This window comes from Candidatus Scalindua japonica (genome assembly GCF_002443295.1).
Classification (GTDB): Bacteria; Planctomycetota; Brocadiia; order Brocadiales; family Scalinduaceae; genus Scalindua; species Scalindua japonica.
The window spans coordinates 190,637-208,479 of the sequence record NZ_BAOS01000005.1; the positions used below are offsets into that span (position 1 = coordinate 190,637).

17 protein-coding genes and 1 pseudogene are annotated in these 17,843 nt (G+C 38.2%); 2 read left to right on the forward strand and 16 right to left on the reverse strand.

Translation table 11 applies throughout. From position 1 onward, the window contains the following. Window positions 1–299: 299 nt before the first annotated feature. The 5 genes from hflC to SCALIN_RS05320 all read right to left on the reverse strand — a co-directional run bounded on the left by hflC (window position 300) and on the right by SCALIN_RS05320 (window position 4,389). Window positions 300–1,262 carry a protease modulator HflC gene (hflC, locus tag SCALIN_RS05300; protein ID WP_096893336.1) on the reverse strand — a complete coding sequence of 321 codons (963 nt, stop codon included), beginning with the start codon at window positions 1,260–1,262 and terminating at the stop codon, window positions 300–302. Next, window positions 1,259–2,254 carry an FtsH protease activity modulator HflK gene (hflK, locus tag SCALIN_RS05305; RefSeq protein WP_096893338.1) on the reverse strand — a complete coding sequence of 332 codons (996 nt, stop codon included), beginning with the start codon at window positions 2,252–2,254 and terminating at the stop codon, window positions 1,259–1,261. The genes hflC and hflK overlap by 4 nt, the downstream gene beginning before the upstream one ends. 493 nt (window positions 2,255–2,747) lie before the next feature. Next, window positions 2,748–2,921, reverse strand: a complete 174-nt coding sequence (locus SCALIN_RS21960; RefSeq protein WP_162532161.1) for a hypothetical protein — start codon at window positions 2,919–2,921, stop codon at window positions 2,748–2,750. 151 nt (window positions 2,922–3,072) lie between these two features. Continuing rightward, window positions 3,073–3,837 (reverse strand): hypothetical protein, encoded by a 765-nt coding sequence (locus SCALIN_RS05315; protein WP_096893342.1) that lies wholly within the window; start codon window positions 3,835–3,837, stop codon window positions 3,073–3,075. Between the two features lie 249 nt (window positions 3,838–4,086). After that, window positions 4,087–4,389: a hypothetical protein gene (locus SCALIN_RS05320; RefSeq protein WP_096892957.1), complete on the reverse strand. Its 303-nt coding sequence runs from the start codon at window positions 4,387–4,389 to the stop codon at window positions 4,087–4,089. Window positions 4,390–4,550: 161 nt separating this feature from the next. Here SCALIN_RS05320 and SCALIN_RS21965 point away from each other — a divergent pair, with 161 nt between their 5' ends. After that, window positions 4,551–4,712 (forward strand): hypothetical protein, encoded by a 162-nt coding sequence (locus tag SCALIN_RS21965; RefSeq protein ID WP_162532133.1) that lies wholly within the window; start codon window positions 4,551–4,553, stop codon window positions 4,710–4,712. A 110-nt stretch (window positions 4,713–4,822) separates the two neighbouring features. On the opposite strand, the gene SCALIN_RS05325 is transcribed toward SCALIN_RS21965, so the two are convergent. The 9 genes and pseudogenes from SCALIN_RS05325 to SCALIN_RS05365 form a co-directional block, all read right to left on the reverse strand. Further along, window positions 4,823–5,941, reverse strand: coding sequence for an IS91 family transposase (locus tag SCALIN_RS05325; RefSeq protein ID WP_096892569.1), 1,119 nt, complete (start codon window positions 5,939–5,941; stop codon window positions 4,823–4,825). After that, window positions 5,938–6,428, reverse strand: a pseudogene (locus tag SCALIN_RS22595) (tyrosine-type recombinase/integrase). Before SCALIN_RS22595 ends, SCALIN_RS05325 begins: the two are co-directional and overlap by 4 nt. Next, window positions 6,421–6,846 carry a site-specific integrase gene (locus SCALIN_RS22600; RefSeq protein WP_203415357.1) on the reverse strand — a complete coding sequence of 142 codons (426 nt, stop codon included), beginning with the start codon at window positions 6,844–6,846 and terminating at the stop codon, window positions 6,421–6,423. Before SCALIN_RS22600 ends, SCALIN_RS22595 begins: the two are co-directional and overlap by 8 nt. A 294-nt stretch (window positions 6,847–7,140) precedes the next feature. Beyond that, window positions 7,141–7,434, reverse strand: a complete 294-nt coding sequence (locus SCALIN_RS05340; RefSeq protein ID WP_096893344.1) for a class II SORL domain-containing protein — start codon at window positions 7,432–7,434, stop codon at window positions 7,141–7,143. A gap of 17 nt (window positions 7,435–7,451) precedes the next feature. After that, on the reverse strand, window positions 7,452–8,009 hold the full coding sequence (locus tag SCALIN_RS05345; protein WP_096893346.1) for a hypothetical protein: 558 nt from the start codon (window positions 8,007–8,009) through the stop codon (window positions 7,452–7,454). Window positions 8,010–8,464: 455 nt separating this feature from the next. Continuing rightward, window positions 8,465–8,860, reverse strand: a complete 396-nt coding sequence (locus SCALIN_RS05350; RefSeq protein WP_096893348.1) for a response regulator — start codon at window positions 8,858–8,860, stop codon at window positions 8,465–8,467. 241 nt (window positions 8,861–9,101) lie between these two features. After that, window positions 9,102–9,347 carry a hypothetical protein gene (locus SCALIN_RS05355; RefSeq protein WP_096893349.1) on the reverse strand — a complete coding sequence of 82 codons (246 nt, stop codon included), beginning with the start codon at window positions 9,345–9,347 and terminating at the stop codon, window positions 9,102–9,104. A 63-nt stretch (window positions 9,348–9,410) separates the two neighbouring features. Beyond that, on the reverse strand, window positions 9,411–9,791 hold the full coding sequence (locus tag SCALIN_RS05360) for a response regulator (protein WP_096893351.1): 381 nt from the start codon (window positions 9,789–9,791) through the stop codon (window positions 9,411–9,413). Window positions 9,792–10,380: 589 nt separating this feature from the next. After that, window positions 10,381–12,768, reverse strand: a complete 2,388-nt coding sequence (locus SCALIN_RS05365) for a sigma 54-interacting transcriptional regulator (protein ID WP_162532162.1) — start codon at window positions 12,766–12,768, stop codon at window positions 10,381–10,383. Window positions 12,769–13,788: 1,020 nt separating this feature from the next. On the opposite strand from SCALIN_RS05365, the gene SCALIN_RS05370 reads away from it, so the two are divergent. After that, on the forward strand, window positions 13,789–14,370 hold the full coding sequence (locus SCALIN_RS05370; RefSeq protein ID WP_096893354.1) for a c-type heme family protein: 582 nt from the start codon (window positions 13,789–13,791) through the stop codon (window positions 14,368–14,370). 203 nt (window positions 14,371–14,573) lie between these two features. Here SCALIN_RS05370 and SCALIN_RS05375 read toward each other — a convergent pair whose 3' ends face one another. Both SCALIN_RS05375 and SCALIN_RS05380 read right to left on the reverse strand, forming a co-directional pair. After that, window positions 14,574–15,566: an AsmA family protein gene (locus tag SCALIN_RS05375; protein ID WP_133111680.1), complete on the reverse strand. Its 993-nt coding sequence runs from the start codon at window positions 15,564–15,566 to the stop codon at window positions 14,574–14,576. A gap of 181 nt (window positions 15,567–15,747) precedes the next feature. Then, window positions 15,748–17,352, reverse strand: coding sequence for a hypothetical protein (locus SCALIN_RS05380; protein WP_096892262.1), 1,605 nt, complete (start codon window positions 17,350–17,352; stop codon window positions 15,748–15,750). Between the last annotated feature and the right edge of the window lie 491 nt (window positions 17,353–17,843).

The window sequence follows — 17,843 nt, forward strand, 5'->3', positions numbered from 1 at the left end:
GGTAGGCTGGTGAGGATTAGATATAACTGACACTTAACAATGGCAGAAATTAAAAGATGCAGTAAAGTCGGGCTTCCTTGTCCTTTCCTAATGTCCTATAAAATATTTATGCAAACGCAAGCCTATGGCCTTTAGGTTCCTGGACAGGAGCTCCAAATTCTTTGGCTGTTCTTATCCAGAGTTTCATTGCCGATTTCAGGTTCGTCAAGGCTTTTGAGTGTGTTTCTCCATGGGCAATACACCCAGGCAATTCTTGCGCTTCAGCAATAAAAGCGTTATTTACACTCCTAATTGGATACTTACTTCTCCATAAAACTATCTATATACTTATAGTAATCACTATCTGTGCTTAAATACAAACGGGTGTTATCGTCAACGGTTTTCTCATACGTTTCAAGAGTCTTTGTAAAAGAGTAAAAATCAGGATCTTTTCCGTAAGCATCTGCATATATTTTTACTGCTTCGGCATCTGCTTCACCTCTCGTCTCAGTTGCTATTTTATAACCTTCAGATTCTATCTTCTCCAGTTCCTTCTTCATATACCCCATTATTTCCGCCTCTTCTCTCCTGCCCTCAGACTCATATTTGTTTGCAATCCTTATTCTTTCCGAACGCATCCTGTCAAATATCTTAGGTATGACTGCCGGAATATAATTAATATGTTTTATTCTGACATCAACCAATTCCATTCCATATCTATCTCTTAAGCCTTCATTTGCCATTTTATTTATTTCTCCAACAAGGCTTGCCCTGCCATGAGAAATATGGACCTTCTTATCCATTTCGGCCTTTTCCAACTCTACTGTCGTGTACTCAAGCTTTCGATTAGTATTTCTGAGCATCTCATTCAGAGGATACGAGCTTACAATATTTTTCACGGCTGAACCTATTACCTCATCAAGAACTCCCTGGCCTCTATCTTCCGTTCCTATTGATGTATAAAATTTTAAAGGGTCTACAATCTTCCAACGAGCCCAGGTATTAATGCCAATATTTTCTTTATCTCTTGTCAAGATATCACTCGGCTCACCATCCCATTCTATGATTCGTTTTTCAAAATATTTTGTTTTTTGTATAAAAGGTGTTTTTACCTTTAGCCCGGGTTCTGTTACAACTTTCTTTGGTTTACCAAATTCAGTAATCACACACTGTGATTTAATGTCGACTACGTAAAAAGAACTACTGGCTATGATAATTATTGCAACTACCGCGATTATGGCTACTGTTATATATACTTGCGCCTTTTGTTTCATTTCATTCATTTAATCACCTTACTTTCTCCCAGATTGAGTATCGGCAAAATCCCTTTCTGATCTTTGTCAATTATGTATATTTCTTCACATTTTGGTATCACCTTTTCCATTGTTTCCAGGTAAAGCCTCCTTCTGGTAACACCCTTTGCCTTCTCATACTCTTTCCATACGGCAAGAAACGCCTTTGTATCTCCAGTCGCCTCGTTGATTCTCTTTATCTTATACCCTTCCGCCTCTCTAATCGCCTGCTGCTGCTTACCCATTGCAGCCGGTATGACTTTGTTCTTCTTTCCTTCTGCTTCATTCGTAATCTGATCTCTCATCTGCACCGCCTTGTTAACAGAATCAAAGGCATCCTTAACTTCACCCGGAGGGTTAACACCCTTCAGGTTTACTACCTGTATATCAATCCCGCAGCCATAAGTATCCAGTACTGTTTCTATCTCCGTCTCCGCAATTTCCTCTATCTTCCTTCTGCCAATAGTCAGCACTTCATCAATAGACATGTCACCAACAATCCTTCTCATTACCGCTTCACTAACATCTCTGATGACACTCTTGACATCCCTTACACGAAAGAGGAACTCTTTCAGGTTCTTAATCTTGTATCTTACTACCCAATGTACCTCGGCACAATTCCTGTCTCCGGTCAGCATGAGAGAGACATCGCTTGCACCCCTGAAGTTGTAATCAATCATACTTTCTCTACCGGAACTAACGGTTCTATAGCCAAACTCTTCGTTATATATACGTTTCACCTCTCCAACATATACCTTGTCAATACCAAAAGGCAACTTAAAATGCAATCCCGGCCCGACAGTTTCCGTATACTTACCGAACCTTAACATTGCGGCTTCCTGATTGGCCTTTACCGTAAATACTGAAGAATACCCAAGTATGATAATACCTATAACGAACGCTATTGGTAACATATACTTCTTAAAAGGATCAAACTGTGTTTTATCAAACTTGAAATCCGGTTTATCACCGTAACCATTCATATTTTACCTCTCTTTCTTATTATCTAACTGAAATTACCCAGTTGGAGTTATGACTGGATTTACTTTTAATTGTATGGTTTATTGCGATTAAGGAAAAAGCAAAACAACCTATTTTACATAGCAAGATCCACAGCAGTTAAGAATTTTATTTTCTATATTTCCCCAAAGAACTTCTCCAGACTCTCCCTGCTGAACCATATCGTTAAGATGTTTTGTGAGGGCTGAACTCCTTTCATCGGTAAATGTTCCTTGGAATGGTATTCTATAAAGTTCTTTTTCATTAACATAAACCAAAAGTTTACCATAGTCTACATAATTCCCATTATCACGTCTGACTCTTTCCAGACAAATATATGCAAGATTAACAATATTTAATATATACGTTCAAATCCAAATCAACCACATCAAGGCAGCGGAGTTCAATACCCAGGGACACGTTTCTCAGAAAAACATCAGTAATCAGGATGTTATGATTATATTTCAAGTCTTTTTCCTATTCCGGCCCCATCTTGGAGCAGCACCCATCCACCCACACTCCAAACCGGAAAGGATCACCTTTTGAATGGTTCTCCTGCCCTATATAGGGGAAATACACGTCCCTGATCTGATAATCTAAGTCAAAATTAAGAAGAAGATAGCCGTTGCCTACCGGAATGTTTTTGGGCATAAGTTTATAAGGTGGCTATCGCACCATGGAGTAGAGGTTCAGTAAAATAATAGTCTGTCAAACTGCTGCAGTTTTCTGATATTTTGTGGCTGTCGATTAACTGATGATATACCTGCTTTTTCATATTCCATGAGATTTTCAATCATCTTTTCTATTTCCGGGCTTTTTTTATGGGTCTTCTGCCACCTCCTTTTTTACGAACACGTTCAACCTCTAAATCATAGTCCATAATTTCTTTTCGTCCTTTTGCAACGGTGTGGCAATCAATCCCTAAGAGTTTTGAAATTATTTGATCTCCGCCATATCCTATCTTTATTGCTTCCAACCCTGAATAAAGGCGTTTTTGCTTTTCATTGAGAAGGCTTGAAAACAATACTATTGCTGCTTCCAATTCATGTTGCAGCAAACCATCTTCAACCTTTCCTGATTTGCAATCTTGATCATACAAATATTCCCTTCTGCGAATCACTTGTTTTGTTTGAACATCTGAACTTATCGAGAAATAAACGTAAACACCAGCTATCCTTTTTCTACAAAGACACTTCCTCTTAAAAAGGTTAATAAGGGACTCTTTAACGGAAACATGAAGAATATCATCAAGCTCGATAACCGAATATCCCTTCTCAGATTTCATTACAAATACTTTTGTAGTCTCCAACAAGGTCCCGTAGGTTGAAAACCAAACAGATTGAGAAGACCACAAACCGAGATCGTCAAACTTGATAGTCTTCTCAAGCGCATAGTATTTCCCTCGGTGAGAATAACTTGTTCTCAAGGGCAATTCCCTCAACTTCCTAAATACCGTCATCCGAACATCCGTGCCCAATACTTTCTTTAAATCCTCCATCGTGGCGATTTTATACTGTTCAAGATGCATTTTTATCCTTGCTGACGAGTAAGTCCCTGTCTTTGCCATATTACATTTCCTCACATATTCTTATAATAAGATGAATTGTAATATGGCGAGGCTGTTTGGGCAAGCTTGACTATACCAATCTCTCCTGGTTTTTAAGCACTCATTACACATTTGAGCCAAATACGCGAAATCATATGCTTGTAACAGTTCTGCTATAGATTGTAAAGTTATTCTTTCTCAACCCTAAGATAGTGAAAAAAGAGATAAGAGCAGAGTACCGATTAATAACACCAATTACCCTTTATTTTTTTAATTCTGCAAATGCTTTTTCTCATATTTATGCATAAATGCCCTATAGTTAGAGAAAGATAGGTGAAAAATTTTATTCATCAACGACTTTCTAATATGAATTGTGCCGTTTTCAGATATATTATCTGAAAGCAACAGTTTAAATCCTTCAATGATTTCACTATCTTCACCTGCATCTACTAATGTCTCTATTCGTTGATGAATAGATTGAATAAATAACTGAAGAACATCCTTTTCAACAATCATCTGCTTCCTCCATATTTTGTCAAGTAAATGTATAAATATAAATAATACTTTATCCATCTTTCTCTTTTCAGGACTCCATATTTTTCATTTCTTTTGTATCGGGTACAATCCTTAAATGAAAAACAACACTATCAGCAAGCCCGCCGGATAGTTATGTGCTCTGTACCAAGCAACATGTTGTTCGGTGATCAGTTACATAACGAATAAGGTTAGATTGTGTGAGGGACGAACCACAATCTGAACCGTTTGTTGGACAAGCCCGTTGTTTGGGTGCTAAACATTGTATAAGAAAATATCTTATGAAGATTGCTTCTCTTTTTTACCGCAGAAGCTATGAAGCCAAAGAAGTGGATTTTTCAATTGCTGTCGTCATGCTTTAGGAGCTACAGAACATGGTTTTTCGGCCATTTTACCTCAAATTTGGGCAAACGGGGGCCATCTCGACCCGATAATGCCGTTTTTGCAAATCTTAGATGCATAGCGGATTCGATTACATAACCAGAACAGCCTCCTCTTTTGTTAACTTGTAGGGGAAAGACCTGGATTTGTGTGATGGAGGTATCATCGTTTTTATGATCTTCATTATTCCTCCACAGCATTTGCACGTAAGCTTTGGACGCTCTCTGAACCAGGCTGACGACTTATTCGGGTTGATACCGGTAAGGTACTGAAGCAATGCAATCAAGCGTTTGCTATTAGGGTGGAGGAAACCAAAGTTCCGTGTTCGCCTGAAACCTTTGGGTAGAACATGCTGGAGAATCAACCTGAGAAACTGCGGGCCGGGAAGTGTTCTTGTGAGCATTTTTTTGCTCTTACTATCCTGGTAACGAAAGGTCACCTGACCATCTTTGCACGTAATAATATCTTTCTCTTGAATGACCCCTTTGTAGAGATAACGACCAAGATAGACCAGTGCCTTTTCACCGTTGCCGACAAATTTGCAATCGACGACCCATGTTTTGGGATAATTAACTGGAAGCGTAAGAGCCGCTTTGTTCACGGCATCGAGCATTTTTGCTCGAAACACTTTAGCCAGCGCTTTGTGATTGAAAAGGTACCGCGTCTTTCCTTCGCTTTTTTTGAAGCTCCAAAGCTTTTTCTTCTGATTGATGGCCCCGGCTGGCATTACCAGATGGATATGCGGGTGGTAATCGAGAGAGCGAGAGTGGGTGTGCAAAACAGTGATGGCTCCAGCGTTTCCTTGTAATACGCTGTCATTTTGGACAAAGGTTTTTACGGTTTCCCAACAACACTGTATCATTATCGAGTAAAGCAAGCGTTGATGCTGCCATGCTAATGATCGAAGCTCTTTGGGTATAGTAAAGGTGAGCATAAAATAGTCAGCAGGCACTTCTTTTTTCAGTTGACGCTCCAACCACTGCTGACACTCATGACTCTGACAATGAGGACAATTGCGGTTACCGCAGGAGTGCGGTACAAAAACCTGTTTTTCACAGTCATTACATTGGACCAGCATGACGCGGCTTTGCGTAGTGCGACAATCCTTCATGGCTGCCAGGGCTTTGAATTGACTTGGCAGGATCGAACCATGATAAAGAGTGATAAAGTCAGCAATGAAGGTCTCAATTATAGAGGAGAGAGATATCATATAACATTCCCCCATTCTATGGAAAAACCATTCATCAAATCATTAATTAATTGCAAGGCATTACGATTTGTATGAGAGGTCAGGTGGGTATATTTGGCAGTGGTTAAAATACTGTGGTGGCCGAGGATTTTTTGTACTTCAAGCAGATCAACACCCGCCTCAATCAGATGGGTTGCGTAGCTGTGTCGCAGACTGTGTGGTGTAATTTTTTTTTAATTCCACACTCCCGGGCTACCTTACGCAGAGTGGCCTGAACGCCATTTCTATTCAGAGGTGTTTTTGCCAGGTGGGCTGATTTCAAGCCACCATGACGGCCTGGAAATAGAAAGACAGGATTGCGATGAACAAGCCAAAAACGGCGTAAGAGATTCAGGGTTACCTTTGGCAGGGGTACGAAACGGTCTTTATTGCCTTTGCTATCGCGGATATGCACCCGCATTCGCTGAGAATCGACATCGCTAACCTCAAGACGTAGTCCTTCACCCAGGCGGAGACCAAGACTGTAAAGAACATAGTAGAAGGGGTCGGTAACTGAGTTTTCTCGTCACCTGGAAAAGTTGGTGGGCTTCATTAATGGTGACAATATCGGGCAAACGTTGCGTTTTGGGTGGTTTAATAAGATTTACTTGCTCCCAACGCTTATGAAGCACATGAGTGTAGAAAAACTTTAGTCCGTAGAGGTCTAATTTGACTGCGCTCCATGAATGGGTATTGAGGAGATTGGAAAAATAGTCAAGTAGTTGCTGTTCAGATAGATCGTGTATCTGATTGTCAAAATAATCACCGATCCGTCGGATGGCACGTGAATAAGCCTCGATTGTTTTTGGCCGGAGTCCTTTCAAGCGTAGGTGCTTTAGATGCGTTTGGTAATTTTTGTTGAAATCGGATTGAGATAATGTTTTCATAGACCTGTAACCTCCTATTTGTTAATAGATTCACCCTCCCGTTGAGGGTGTGAGGTTACATTATATAATAAATTTCCGATTTTGTTCTCCGCGATAGCGGCTTCGTCCAACCCGTCCATCATTAACTTTAACGGTATATCTAACGTCGTTATCAGAAAAATCTATCATTGTATTAGTGACACCCCTTTTTTTTAAATGTTATGCAATTAAATATTTTGTCTATTTTTTACGATCTAAGTCCAGTATTACAACGTTCAAATTATTGCCGTTACGGCAAACAATTACTTTTCCTGCCTATTCTGTCTTTAACTGAAACTTACCTTCCCACAGACCGTGTAGATTGCAGTGACTTAACACCCTTAATGTCGAATCGAGTCCATGATGGCCCAGTTTTAGAGGAATTGTCACGTCGGGCTTTGTCATTACCGGCGCAAAATCGAATCTCGCCAGATATACATCTCCTATGTAAAATTCAATCCATTGTATAAAATGTTCATTCTCATTGGGATGTTCAATTTCTCCAACCGTAATCTTTACATCGTAAAATTCACCAGCCTTTAAAACCAGTGGTACCGTGACAAGGGACATGCGTTTTCAAACCGAAACTAACCTCCAGACTGTCTCATCCAGTCCGGCCAGTCCGGCCATGGGTCCCGAGAAATCGCATGGCAAGCAAAGCATGCCTTTTGCAACATTTCATCCAAACTTTTGTAGGTTTCCACGATATCCTTCTTTCCAGCAGTTTCCGCGATATTTCTTGCAGAATCAACAGTAATATTCAGATATTTTTCAAACTCCGCCTGCATTGCCGACGCAGTTTTTGCATCACCACCAGATTCTTTATGCCATTCCCCAGCCTTCCCATGCACTGAAAAGGACACCTCCATAACAATTTCACAGTTTTCCGCGACCGCATTGGCCTCTCGGGCAACGGCATGGAAATCACCAACCATTATTGCATCCAGTATCTTGGAAGTGTGTGCACTGATTAATTGCATCAGAGATCGAGTAGGTGTGGATTTGCTGATATGGATATCCTTTGCTTCCACTACCCTATTCACACCTCCAAACACTTTACCGCCATTCCAACCGTAAGTGATAGCTCCAGTGATGACAACGAACGCACAAAGTACAACGATTAAAACTTGGTTGTTTTTTCTCATTTAAAGTATCTCCTTTCTAAAAAATGTACCTAAAGATATCTTATAATCTAAATTTAGTACGGAATGAATATTTGCAACTGTTTTTATCTATAGAAATCGAAGTGTTTATTTCTACACAATTGATACTCTAAAAAATTACACCTTATCATGTAAATTTCTTCAGTTTATAAATGTTTTATTTCATACCTTGTCATTTCATATAATTTTCTTGATAACTATTAATATTGCTAGTTTAACGAGACAATAAGTAATATGTAATTGCAATGGAAATTGATTAACTAAAGACACTTCTTATGAAAGATATTTTCTATTTACCATCGCAAAAGACCTTTAGTCTTTCCAGGTTTCCTGTCTCGATAATAGTAAATTCCTTGAATTAAAGAACTGGCACTGTTACCTACTCCAATGATTGAATCTTGATTTTATCCATGCTTTTATTCTCCTTTTTGTGATTATCAAGTTTTTAACAATTTATCGAAAACTGTCTTACCACGTAGTGCCATGTTAATACTATGTGATAAAGTTTCCAGTTTTACCGGTTTATAAATGCAGTCATAAGCACCCATTCTCCTGGCTTCAGACACATCCATACTATCAGGATTTCCCGTGCAAAAAATTACTGGACATGTTGGATTTGTTCGTTGTACTTCTTTTAAAATATCAATCCCAGTTTTGCCCTCTCCCAGTTCAATATCTGTAAGTACTAAATCAAAATCTGCAATAGCCATCTTTGCCATTGCATCATAGTAACTACACACCGTAGACACATCAAATCCTTGTTGAGAAAGAAATCTTTTGAACAAAAATACAATCACTTCCCTGTCATCAATTACAAGCACTTTTCTCTTCATTCTGATTCCCTTCCATTAGATTTCAGTTAAAGTTGAAACGTATGGAAATGTATTCTACAAAAAAATCTTATTCCATATACGTCGCTCCATGAATCTGACAATTAATCTTTGGTGTACTCGTCCGAACGGCTGCTCTCTCTGCGTATTATTATCTATCAAAACCTTATAGTTAAGCCAACTTATGCAAGGTTCTATCTACATTTCAGTAATTAATAGAATTCAAATGTATTTCTTCTAACTTCTAAAACAATACATTGTCTTTGCAAATTTCAAACTTAACAGAGTATGTGTTTGCCCTTGTTCTTTCATTAATTAAATTACATTTATTGCATATACGATTATACGGTCCTTCACTATGAAATTTCTTTCCACATTTTAAGCATGATATTTCCTTATGACATCTACTCACCATTATCAGATTATCAGGTTTGTAATTTATTTCCTTTTCTTCTATATTCACGTTTGAGAGGTTATAGGAAGTTCTCATTTATAATTTCTCCTTTCCAGTATAATAAGCCTTTCAGGTTATTTTTGGCTAATGGTCACACTTTTAGTATTTCCACGTAGGCATCTTCAATCCCTTCGAAAGTAATTCTTTGATCTTATTTTTCAGCACTGTCAAATCTGAAGATTTAAAAACCAATGCATCGGCAATCCGGGCCATATAATGGTCTTTATAATTGCTATAGGCCGTATTCAGCAAAATAGGAATATACTTATGTTTATTAAAAAACCATCCTAATGCCTCAATACGATCCATCTCAGACATGCATATCTCCGTTATGATCAGGTCTGGAGTCTGGTTCTGCATTTTCTTAAAAGCATCTTTCTCATTGTTAGCCGTTATAACCTTATAACCCTCATGCTCTAATTCCTGTTTATAAAGCAGACATTGATTTATATTGTCCTCTACAAGAAGGATTTTAGTCATGGTTATGAACCTCCTTTCTTTTGATTCGGCAAAACACTTTTGATGGTAAGCTCACCACCTGGGCGGCCTTTCTCTAAAAATCTTAAGATACACATACCGTCAATTATTGTCAGATTAATATCTCATATATTCATCAATGCGTCCTCGTATTTTCCTTTTCTTTGAAGCGGGTAAAATACTATATAACAAAACACATACCAACATTGATAAATTTCATTTTCTGATATTAGTTACCGCTAAGTGATGCATGATACATTTAAATCTTAAGAAAAAATATATTTGTATTTAGGATAGAGATATGGATGAGTTGTATGTGGTGAAAAGATGAATAATATTTCTTAAGTCCAATAAAATAAAGCGTTAATTGACCAAGGAATAGTTTCAAGATATGAGGACAATCAGAATGTACTACGGTGAAAAATAGTCCTGAAAAACATCAGGATATACGAAAACAATTTTCATATTTCTCTGATTTTTCTATGATAATAATTTTACGTAGCAATACACAAGTGTAGCCTGCTACACTTGTGTATTGCTACGCTCTTGTAAGTGACTACACAAAAGAATGATTGGCCTGTTACCATCTTTATTATTCCTTTATACCAAACTTTTTCATCACCTTGTAGAGTGTAACCCGATGCATGCCCAGCAATCGCGCAGCTTTGGACTTGTTCCAACCGGCTTTTTCTAATGCCTGGACGACTTGCTGCCGATCGTTGATTTTACCTGTTTCTATACGTCTTTTATCTCGGCCTCTCAAACTATTAAATTCTGATGGCAGGTTATCTAACGTGATGACAGTATTACCACAAGTGATAAATGCGTATTCCATAGTATTATTGAGTTCCCTTATGTTGCCCTTCCAGGTGTAGTTCATAAAGATTTTTTGAACTTCTGCAGATAAAGACTCGACGTGTTTGTTTAATCTCAAATTGAGTTTTTCTATAAAATGCTCTACCAACAGTGGAATGTCTTCACGTCTATCCCTGAGAGGGGGAAGAGCTAATTCCACTATTTTAAGCCTATGGTACAAGTCTTCCCTGAATTTACCCTTACTGACATTTATTCGCAGATCCCGGTTCGTAGCCGCTATTATCCTCACATTTGATTTGATGGTCTTTGAATCTCCAACTCTTTCAAAGACTCTTTCTTCAAGCACCCTTAGTAAACGTAATTGCATAGTGCTGGATATGTCTCCTATTTCATCCAGAAAGATAGTGCCACCTTCAGCCTTTTCAAATCTTCCTACTCTATCACTGATGGCGCCGGTAAACGAGCCCTTAACGTGTCCGAACAGTTCACTCTCCAGTAAATTGTCAGACAAGGAGGAACAACTTACCACGACAAATGGCTTTTCCCCACTATCCTTTCCATGATAATGCAATGCCTCAGCAACCAACCTCTTTCCTGTACCACTTTCTCCCGTAATTAACACTGTAGTCGGTATGTCTGCTAACGTTTCAATCAAAGAGAAAACTTTCTGTATATCAGCACTTTTACCTATGATATTATGAAATTGTCGACGATCTTGCAAACTACTCTCAAGTACTGCAAGCTGGGTTTCATCTCTCACGACTATGACACAACCGTTAAATTGTTTATTGCTGTCAAGAAGCGGGTACGTGGTAACACTAACTAATACTCTGGACATCATAGCGTTGAAACATTCAAAGCGAATCTTTTCAGCAGGAAGTTTTGTTTCTGTTGTCTCCTTAAGGGTGGCAACACATTCCCCTTTACAACTTTTATGCAGTAATTCAAACTTTTCCCCCCTGGCTTTATTAATATCAGGAAGTCCACAAATCCTTCTGGCAGATTGATTGAATTCAACTATTTTTAGTTCTCTATCTAACAAAATAATTCCATCCCTAATAGTCTTGAAGATTGCTTCAAGGTTTTCTTTAAACCTCTGGATATCATTATCTGCCAGTTTATGTTTGATAAAGAGACCGACTTGACGGCCGATTGCCGCCATCATATTAAGCAAACCCTTATTGGGCTTTCTTATCTCGCGGTTAAAGAAGCAGATTGTTCCAAGCACTTCACTACCGATGATAATGGGAAAACCAAAGGCTCCATGCAACCCCACTTTATCTGCAACGGATGCTCTGAGAAAATCCGAATCATGAACAACATCTGCAATCCATAAAGGCTCAGCACTTTCCCGGACCCGGCCCGGAAGTCCAATTTTCGGAGGAAAGGTTATTTGTTTAGTAACATCTTTGAATTCAGAAAATTTTGAAGATGGTATATGCCAGGTTTCTGTATTACGTAAAATACGTTGTTGCTGATCATATGTCCAGATTTCACCATAATCCCACTCCAGGGCTTCACATATGGGTTGAAGAATTTTTGATGAAGCCTCTTCAAGTGTGATGGATTCTGCCAATATCCGTGTTATGGCGTGCTGAGCACTAAGACGTATTTCCGATTGCTTTCGCTTTGATATATCAGTTAATAGTGTTCTGCATTGTCTGACATTATCACCTGCATCATGCACTACAGAGCATTCAAGTTGTACATGGAAAACTGTACCATCTTTTTTAACCATCTTTAATTCACACGCATTAGCTTTTTCCCCATCATAAACAGTTCTAATGTACAGGTAGTATTTATCTTGATCTTCACTGTAAATGAATTTTGCTATGGGTTTGTTAATTAACAAACTTCGTTCGATTCCCAGCATTGCAGCACCTGTTAGATTGGATTCCAGGATCAACCCTGTTTCATCGATTGTAAAATATCCAAGCGGGGCAAAGTCAAACAGGTCTAAGTATTTCCGCCGAGACTCTTCAATCAGTAACTGGGCTTTGCGGAGTTCTTCATTCTGCATCTCCAGTTCGATCTGGTGTACCTGAAGCTCGTGTGCCAGTTTACGCACCTCTGCTTCTGACAATTTCGCTATTGGTATTATATCCGGCTTGAGTCTTTTCTCCGCCTCTTTGCGAAGGCCAGATACCTTTTTCTGTTTTTGCATTTCTTTCTTCATTTTCTAGAATAACTTGCAGCCACTAAGACACGAAGTAAGAACGAATATTTAATTAAATCTGTACCTTAGAAAGAATATGGGTCAAGTCTCCCCTTGAATCCATCTTTCCTTTAGCATTGTAAATCCCTTTATAGTCTCCCTACTTATCTTCTGAATAAGTCATCTAAAAACTTATTCTTCTTAAGTTCGGATTGCCACTTTTGATGCCTTTTCACAGATTCTATTTTCTTCTGGGGTGGAAACGATAAAAAATCAAGATCTTTTACTCTTCCAGTATAGTAACGGATTTTAATAGTATATCTGAATTGTTTCAAGTGTATTATTTTCAATCACATAGCTGTATAGTATATTTTTATGTCAACTATCCTGATACGATAGAATATTTAATATCAAAATCACACAATTTGTGATTAATATTTACGGCGGGATAAGTAGTTAACAATATATAAAAACTTATACTTTTTTAATATGTTTTTTTTACTCCAGGATGATCTCTTTTAAAAAAGAAACCAGAAAAAACTTTTTACAAATACTGCTATATCAAAAAATTATGGTTATGGAGAAAAACGAGCGATTGACTTTAAAAAAGATTTGGATAAAAGTACCGAATATTCATGGATGAGGAAATTATTAAGCCTCTGTCCTTGTAAATCGTAAAGCTTCATAATCATTTGTAATTGTTACATTTCCTATAGGAAGTGTAACAATTACAAATAAAACAATTCAATTCAAGGCGTAAAAATGTACAGAAAGGCGCATCTGGAAGATATATTTTGTTACAGAATACCGTATTCTGTAACATTGAGCAATTTAAAACAACATTATCAATAATGTTTCATCAATCGTGTATGTTCAGAATGAAATGATTGACTCGGTATTAATATACATAAGCATTTAAATAAATATTCATATTAATGGAAACGCTTTTTTTCATATACCGTGTATAATGGAAAAAAATGTTATCAGAGTATAGTAGACGCCATTCTAATTGTAGAAAGGAAAGACTGCATGTTTAAGGAATTTAGTATATGGGCTTTTATTTTAATAATAATTATTTCCTCGTCAAATACCGCTGCAATTGGCCGTGAATTAACGGGAAGAAGTACATCTGATTTTATAAAACCTGGTGATATTACAGCTGAAACATCACTGGCTTTAGCGGGAGATAGGGCAAGGCATGTATTATATATAATTGATGATTTATATAAATTATACATCACTCATACGGCAGGAAAATATGCAAGAGACACAGAAACCTTTTCTTCCATTGCCATAACTCAAGAGGTTTTTAAGATGATGGAAGAAAAGGGCTGGCATAAGGCCAGATTTTTAAGCATTTCCAAACAGCCGTTAAACCCCGAATCCTCAATAAAAGATGATTTTGAAAGAGATGCGCTCAAGGCTATAGTATCCGGTGAGGCATTATATGAAAGGTTTTATTTTGATGTTGAAGGTAACGATTACTTAAGAGCTGTTACTAGTGTATCAATGACTACAAAAAAATGTGCAGTTTGCCATACAGACAAAAAGATAGGGGATTTGATAGGTGCAATCTCATACATCTTTCCTCTTGAAAAATACTTACAGTAAATTATGATTATGCAAAGGTCATTATTCTTCACCTGCCTCTCGTAACTATTCATAACTACGGTTTAGGTTACACCTCAACAGACGGTCCGAGAATACATCTTTACAGGCTAAGTAATGAAAAGATAATATGATATAGTAAAAAATGTAAGCTCCGTTTTACTTATGATACTTACAGGCAGCCTTAAGAATCACCCCTGTCTTTTTTATTTCTTCAGGTTTCGAGTTATCTCGTGCAGGATACCGCCGGCAATCTTTGGCTTCGGCCAAAACAGTTTCCGGGCGGATACCTTTACCTGTGTCTTGTCTTGTTTTGTTTTTGTCAGCTCTATGCTAATGCTGCAACCGCTTGCCTTTCCTTTAATGACCCCGTTCTCTTTATTCTCTTTGCTCACCTCTCCCAATTTCCTTAGCGTTGCAACACAGGCTTCATATAATGCCTGAGAATCCTGATCAAGCTCTGTAAGGGCATGGTTTTTGCCGAAAAGAATAGCCCCTGCTGCCACAGGGATGGTTCCTATACCGGTTATCGCGGCAATACCGTAAATAGCTGCGCTCTTCAATCCTGCCCTGGCTGCCATAGGCTCCAAAACGGTCTGTAAAATTTTACCGGCAAATTGTTGCAGGCTGGTAATATTTTCGTATTTCTCGTCCTTGATTCCTATGTCAAAAGCTTTAATGACCGGCTTGTCATCCTGACTGTATTGTTTGTAGATAACCTTATCAATTGTAAGGATCATTTCATCAATCTGGAAAACTATCTCTGCCTTTTCATCCTGGACCTTGCTTTCCTCTTCCCGGGCAATTGTTAAAGCATCGACATTAAGATTTTCGTATTTATCCTTTATCAAGATTACCTCTTTGATATTCAAAACCAGTTTGGGAATATGAATTTTTTTTCTTAAAAGCGATGCTATCTTACAGGATCCACTGACTTCAGTGATATCAATAAATACACCTTCGGGAAATGATTCTGGCTGATACAGCCGCAAACCTTCTATGGAAACTGACTGCTTTATAATGCTCAGAGAAAACTGGTCGATAACCGTTTCAACACCCATAACCTGCTTGGAAGTTATCTCTATTGCGGATTTAATGATACGGTCTTGTACGTTTATCAGAATGACCAACAGAACAATCAGACCAAGAACGATACTTGTTGGTAAAATAACTATTTTTTTCATACCGAGTATAAACAATAGAGCCTCCGCATAAACTCGCACGAAAAGCGCTTGATGCAAAAATTTTTTTCAATCGTACTTCAAAATTACGTTAAAAGAAGACAGTATAAAACTGCACAGCACCAACAATGGAGATAATTTGCAAATTTGAAAACACCTCTCCTACGGTTTTTTGTTTTTTACTTTAAAAATCACCAATTTAATTCTGTAACAACAGATGAAAAGCAATCATCGTCTTGTCCAGGTATGCCTGAAACGCAAGATTCCCTCTCTTGCTTAAACGATCATCACCAATATCACACTTCAAGCGCTTTATCATCCGCTCAACTGAAGGACGACGTGTCATTATTGCCTTGAATCTCTTTGCCATTGGAGGATCTTCCGTGTCTATGTGGGGTAATAACCCAAATGATATATTAATCATCCTGCCAGTTAACGAATTGGGACAACACTCTACCTGATGCAAGCATGTTGAACACACCGGTTCACCATCTGTATCCGTTGGCGCATGGTAAATGAATTTTTCTTTTTCATAACGCATTCCTTTGTAATCCATCTCATGGCCACCATTGCATATTACCACACCATACGGCGTTATCTTCTCCATGCCACGCGGCAAACCATCTGTTATTCCATTCTTGCGCCTTGGATTTAAAGATGCCTTTAATTCTAAGCCGAGTTTGTCCATAAACTTATCTTTCAAATCTCTGCTATCACACGCGCTATCATACAACGCTCTTTTAACCGATTCTTCAATCACCGGATATGTATCAAATACCTTTTCTACATGTGGAAAATATGTCTCTCCATCATGTGTCGGTCCATCCAACACTGCTCTTGCATCCAGAGGCACGCCTTGACGTGGAAAACCTACAATACTTGCTTTGTGCCCCCAATACATCTTTGTTATGGATTTCACGATTGTCCCCGCTCCTTCATCTGCCAATACCCAGTCATGTTCACACTTGTCTCTGTCCTGACAGCGACACCTCTTAGTCAGCTTTGATTGCGACTTCTTCTGCTCCTTACCATCTTCGTCCTTATACTTTACTGTCTCAAACCCTGAATATGCATAATAGTGAGTTGTATCTCCTACTACTTCCTTTTCTATTTTAATCGCACCTGTCTCTATGTTCTCAGTTACCAGCGCAATCTTCATCTTATCCCATAGCCCCCACTCACTCATGATCTGGTCAAATTGCTGCAGTTTACGCTCACTTGGTATATGCCTGCTACAATACTCATCCCTTTCCCCCTTCGGTGCAAATCCACATACTCGCACAAAACTCGGATTACTCTTCAATAACATGGACACTTTTTCCGGCTCGCACGGAAATCCCATTAGAGCTGTACCCAAAAAACTTTTTAACAACGCAAAAAAACATTTTGGCCTCTTACCTCCCAATCGAAATGGCACTACCCCGGGAGATATACTCAGGGGACTTACCATCCGCTGCTTTGATTCAGCCGCTACTTCATAAAGCACATCACCTCTCTTCTCCTTGTCAACTTGCATTGTTGCTCTATTAAACAAAAGCTCCTGTCTTGCATCTTCTTTGCTCTGAGATAATACTACTTGCTTTTGGGGTTGATTTTTCAGCCTCTTTCTCTCTTCTCGTTTATTAAATTCATAAAGTGCATCGTAGTACTCAGCACCGAAATTACGGTGTTTCTCCCAGGGAAAATAATATAAAGCCCGAAACCATTCCGCATCTGGTGTATTAAGCAGTACTTTGTCATCTTCGTGAACAGTGTGAATTAGTAGCGGTTTTTGGTTGATTTGAATTTGTGATATTGGTAGCATTCTAGCGTGTCCTTTCTTGTATAGTAGTTTGTGTTATTGTGTGACTTCTATTATACAAGTTGGGCACCGTATTTTGTAATTCTACTATTGGATTTTGTAAATTATTTCACAAAACCCTTTAAAATACGGCTTACTGGCTCGTTGGCACATTATTCTTGTCGCTCCTTTTACAAAATATTGCCTCTAACTCTTTTTATAACTCTTTTACTATCAACATCTTTGTAAGTTTATGCGTCTGCTCAATAAGTAAATACTTACTATAACACAGCAAATCTTTCATTGATAAATAAAATGATAAAATCAGGAAAGAGAACTTAATCGATTTTCGTTGTCTTGAAAAATACTTTCCATCACAATTATTTATGAATTGGAACCACAACAAATAGATAACCAGTTTCTGAATAACACAACTATTACAATGAAATCGAAATGGTCATGTATTTCTAAAGCAAATACAACATAAGGAAAATTTGAAACAGAATGGCCAATAG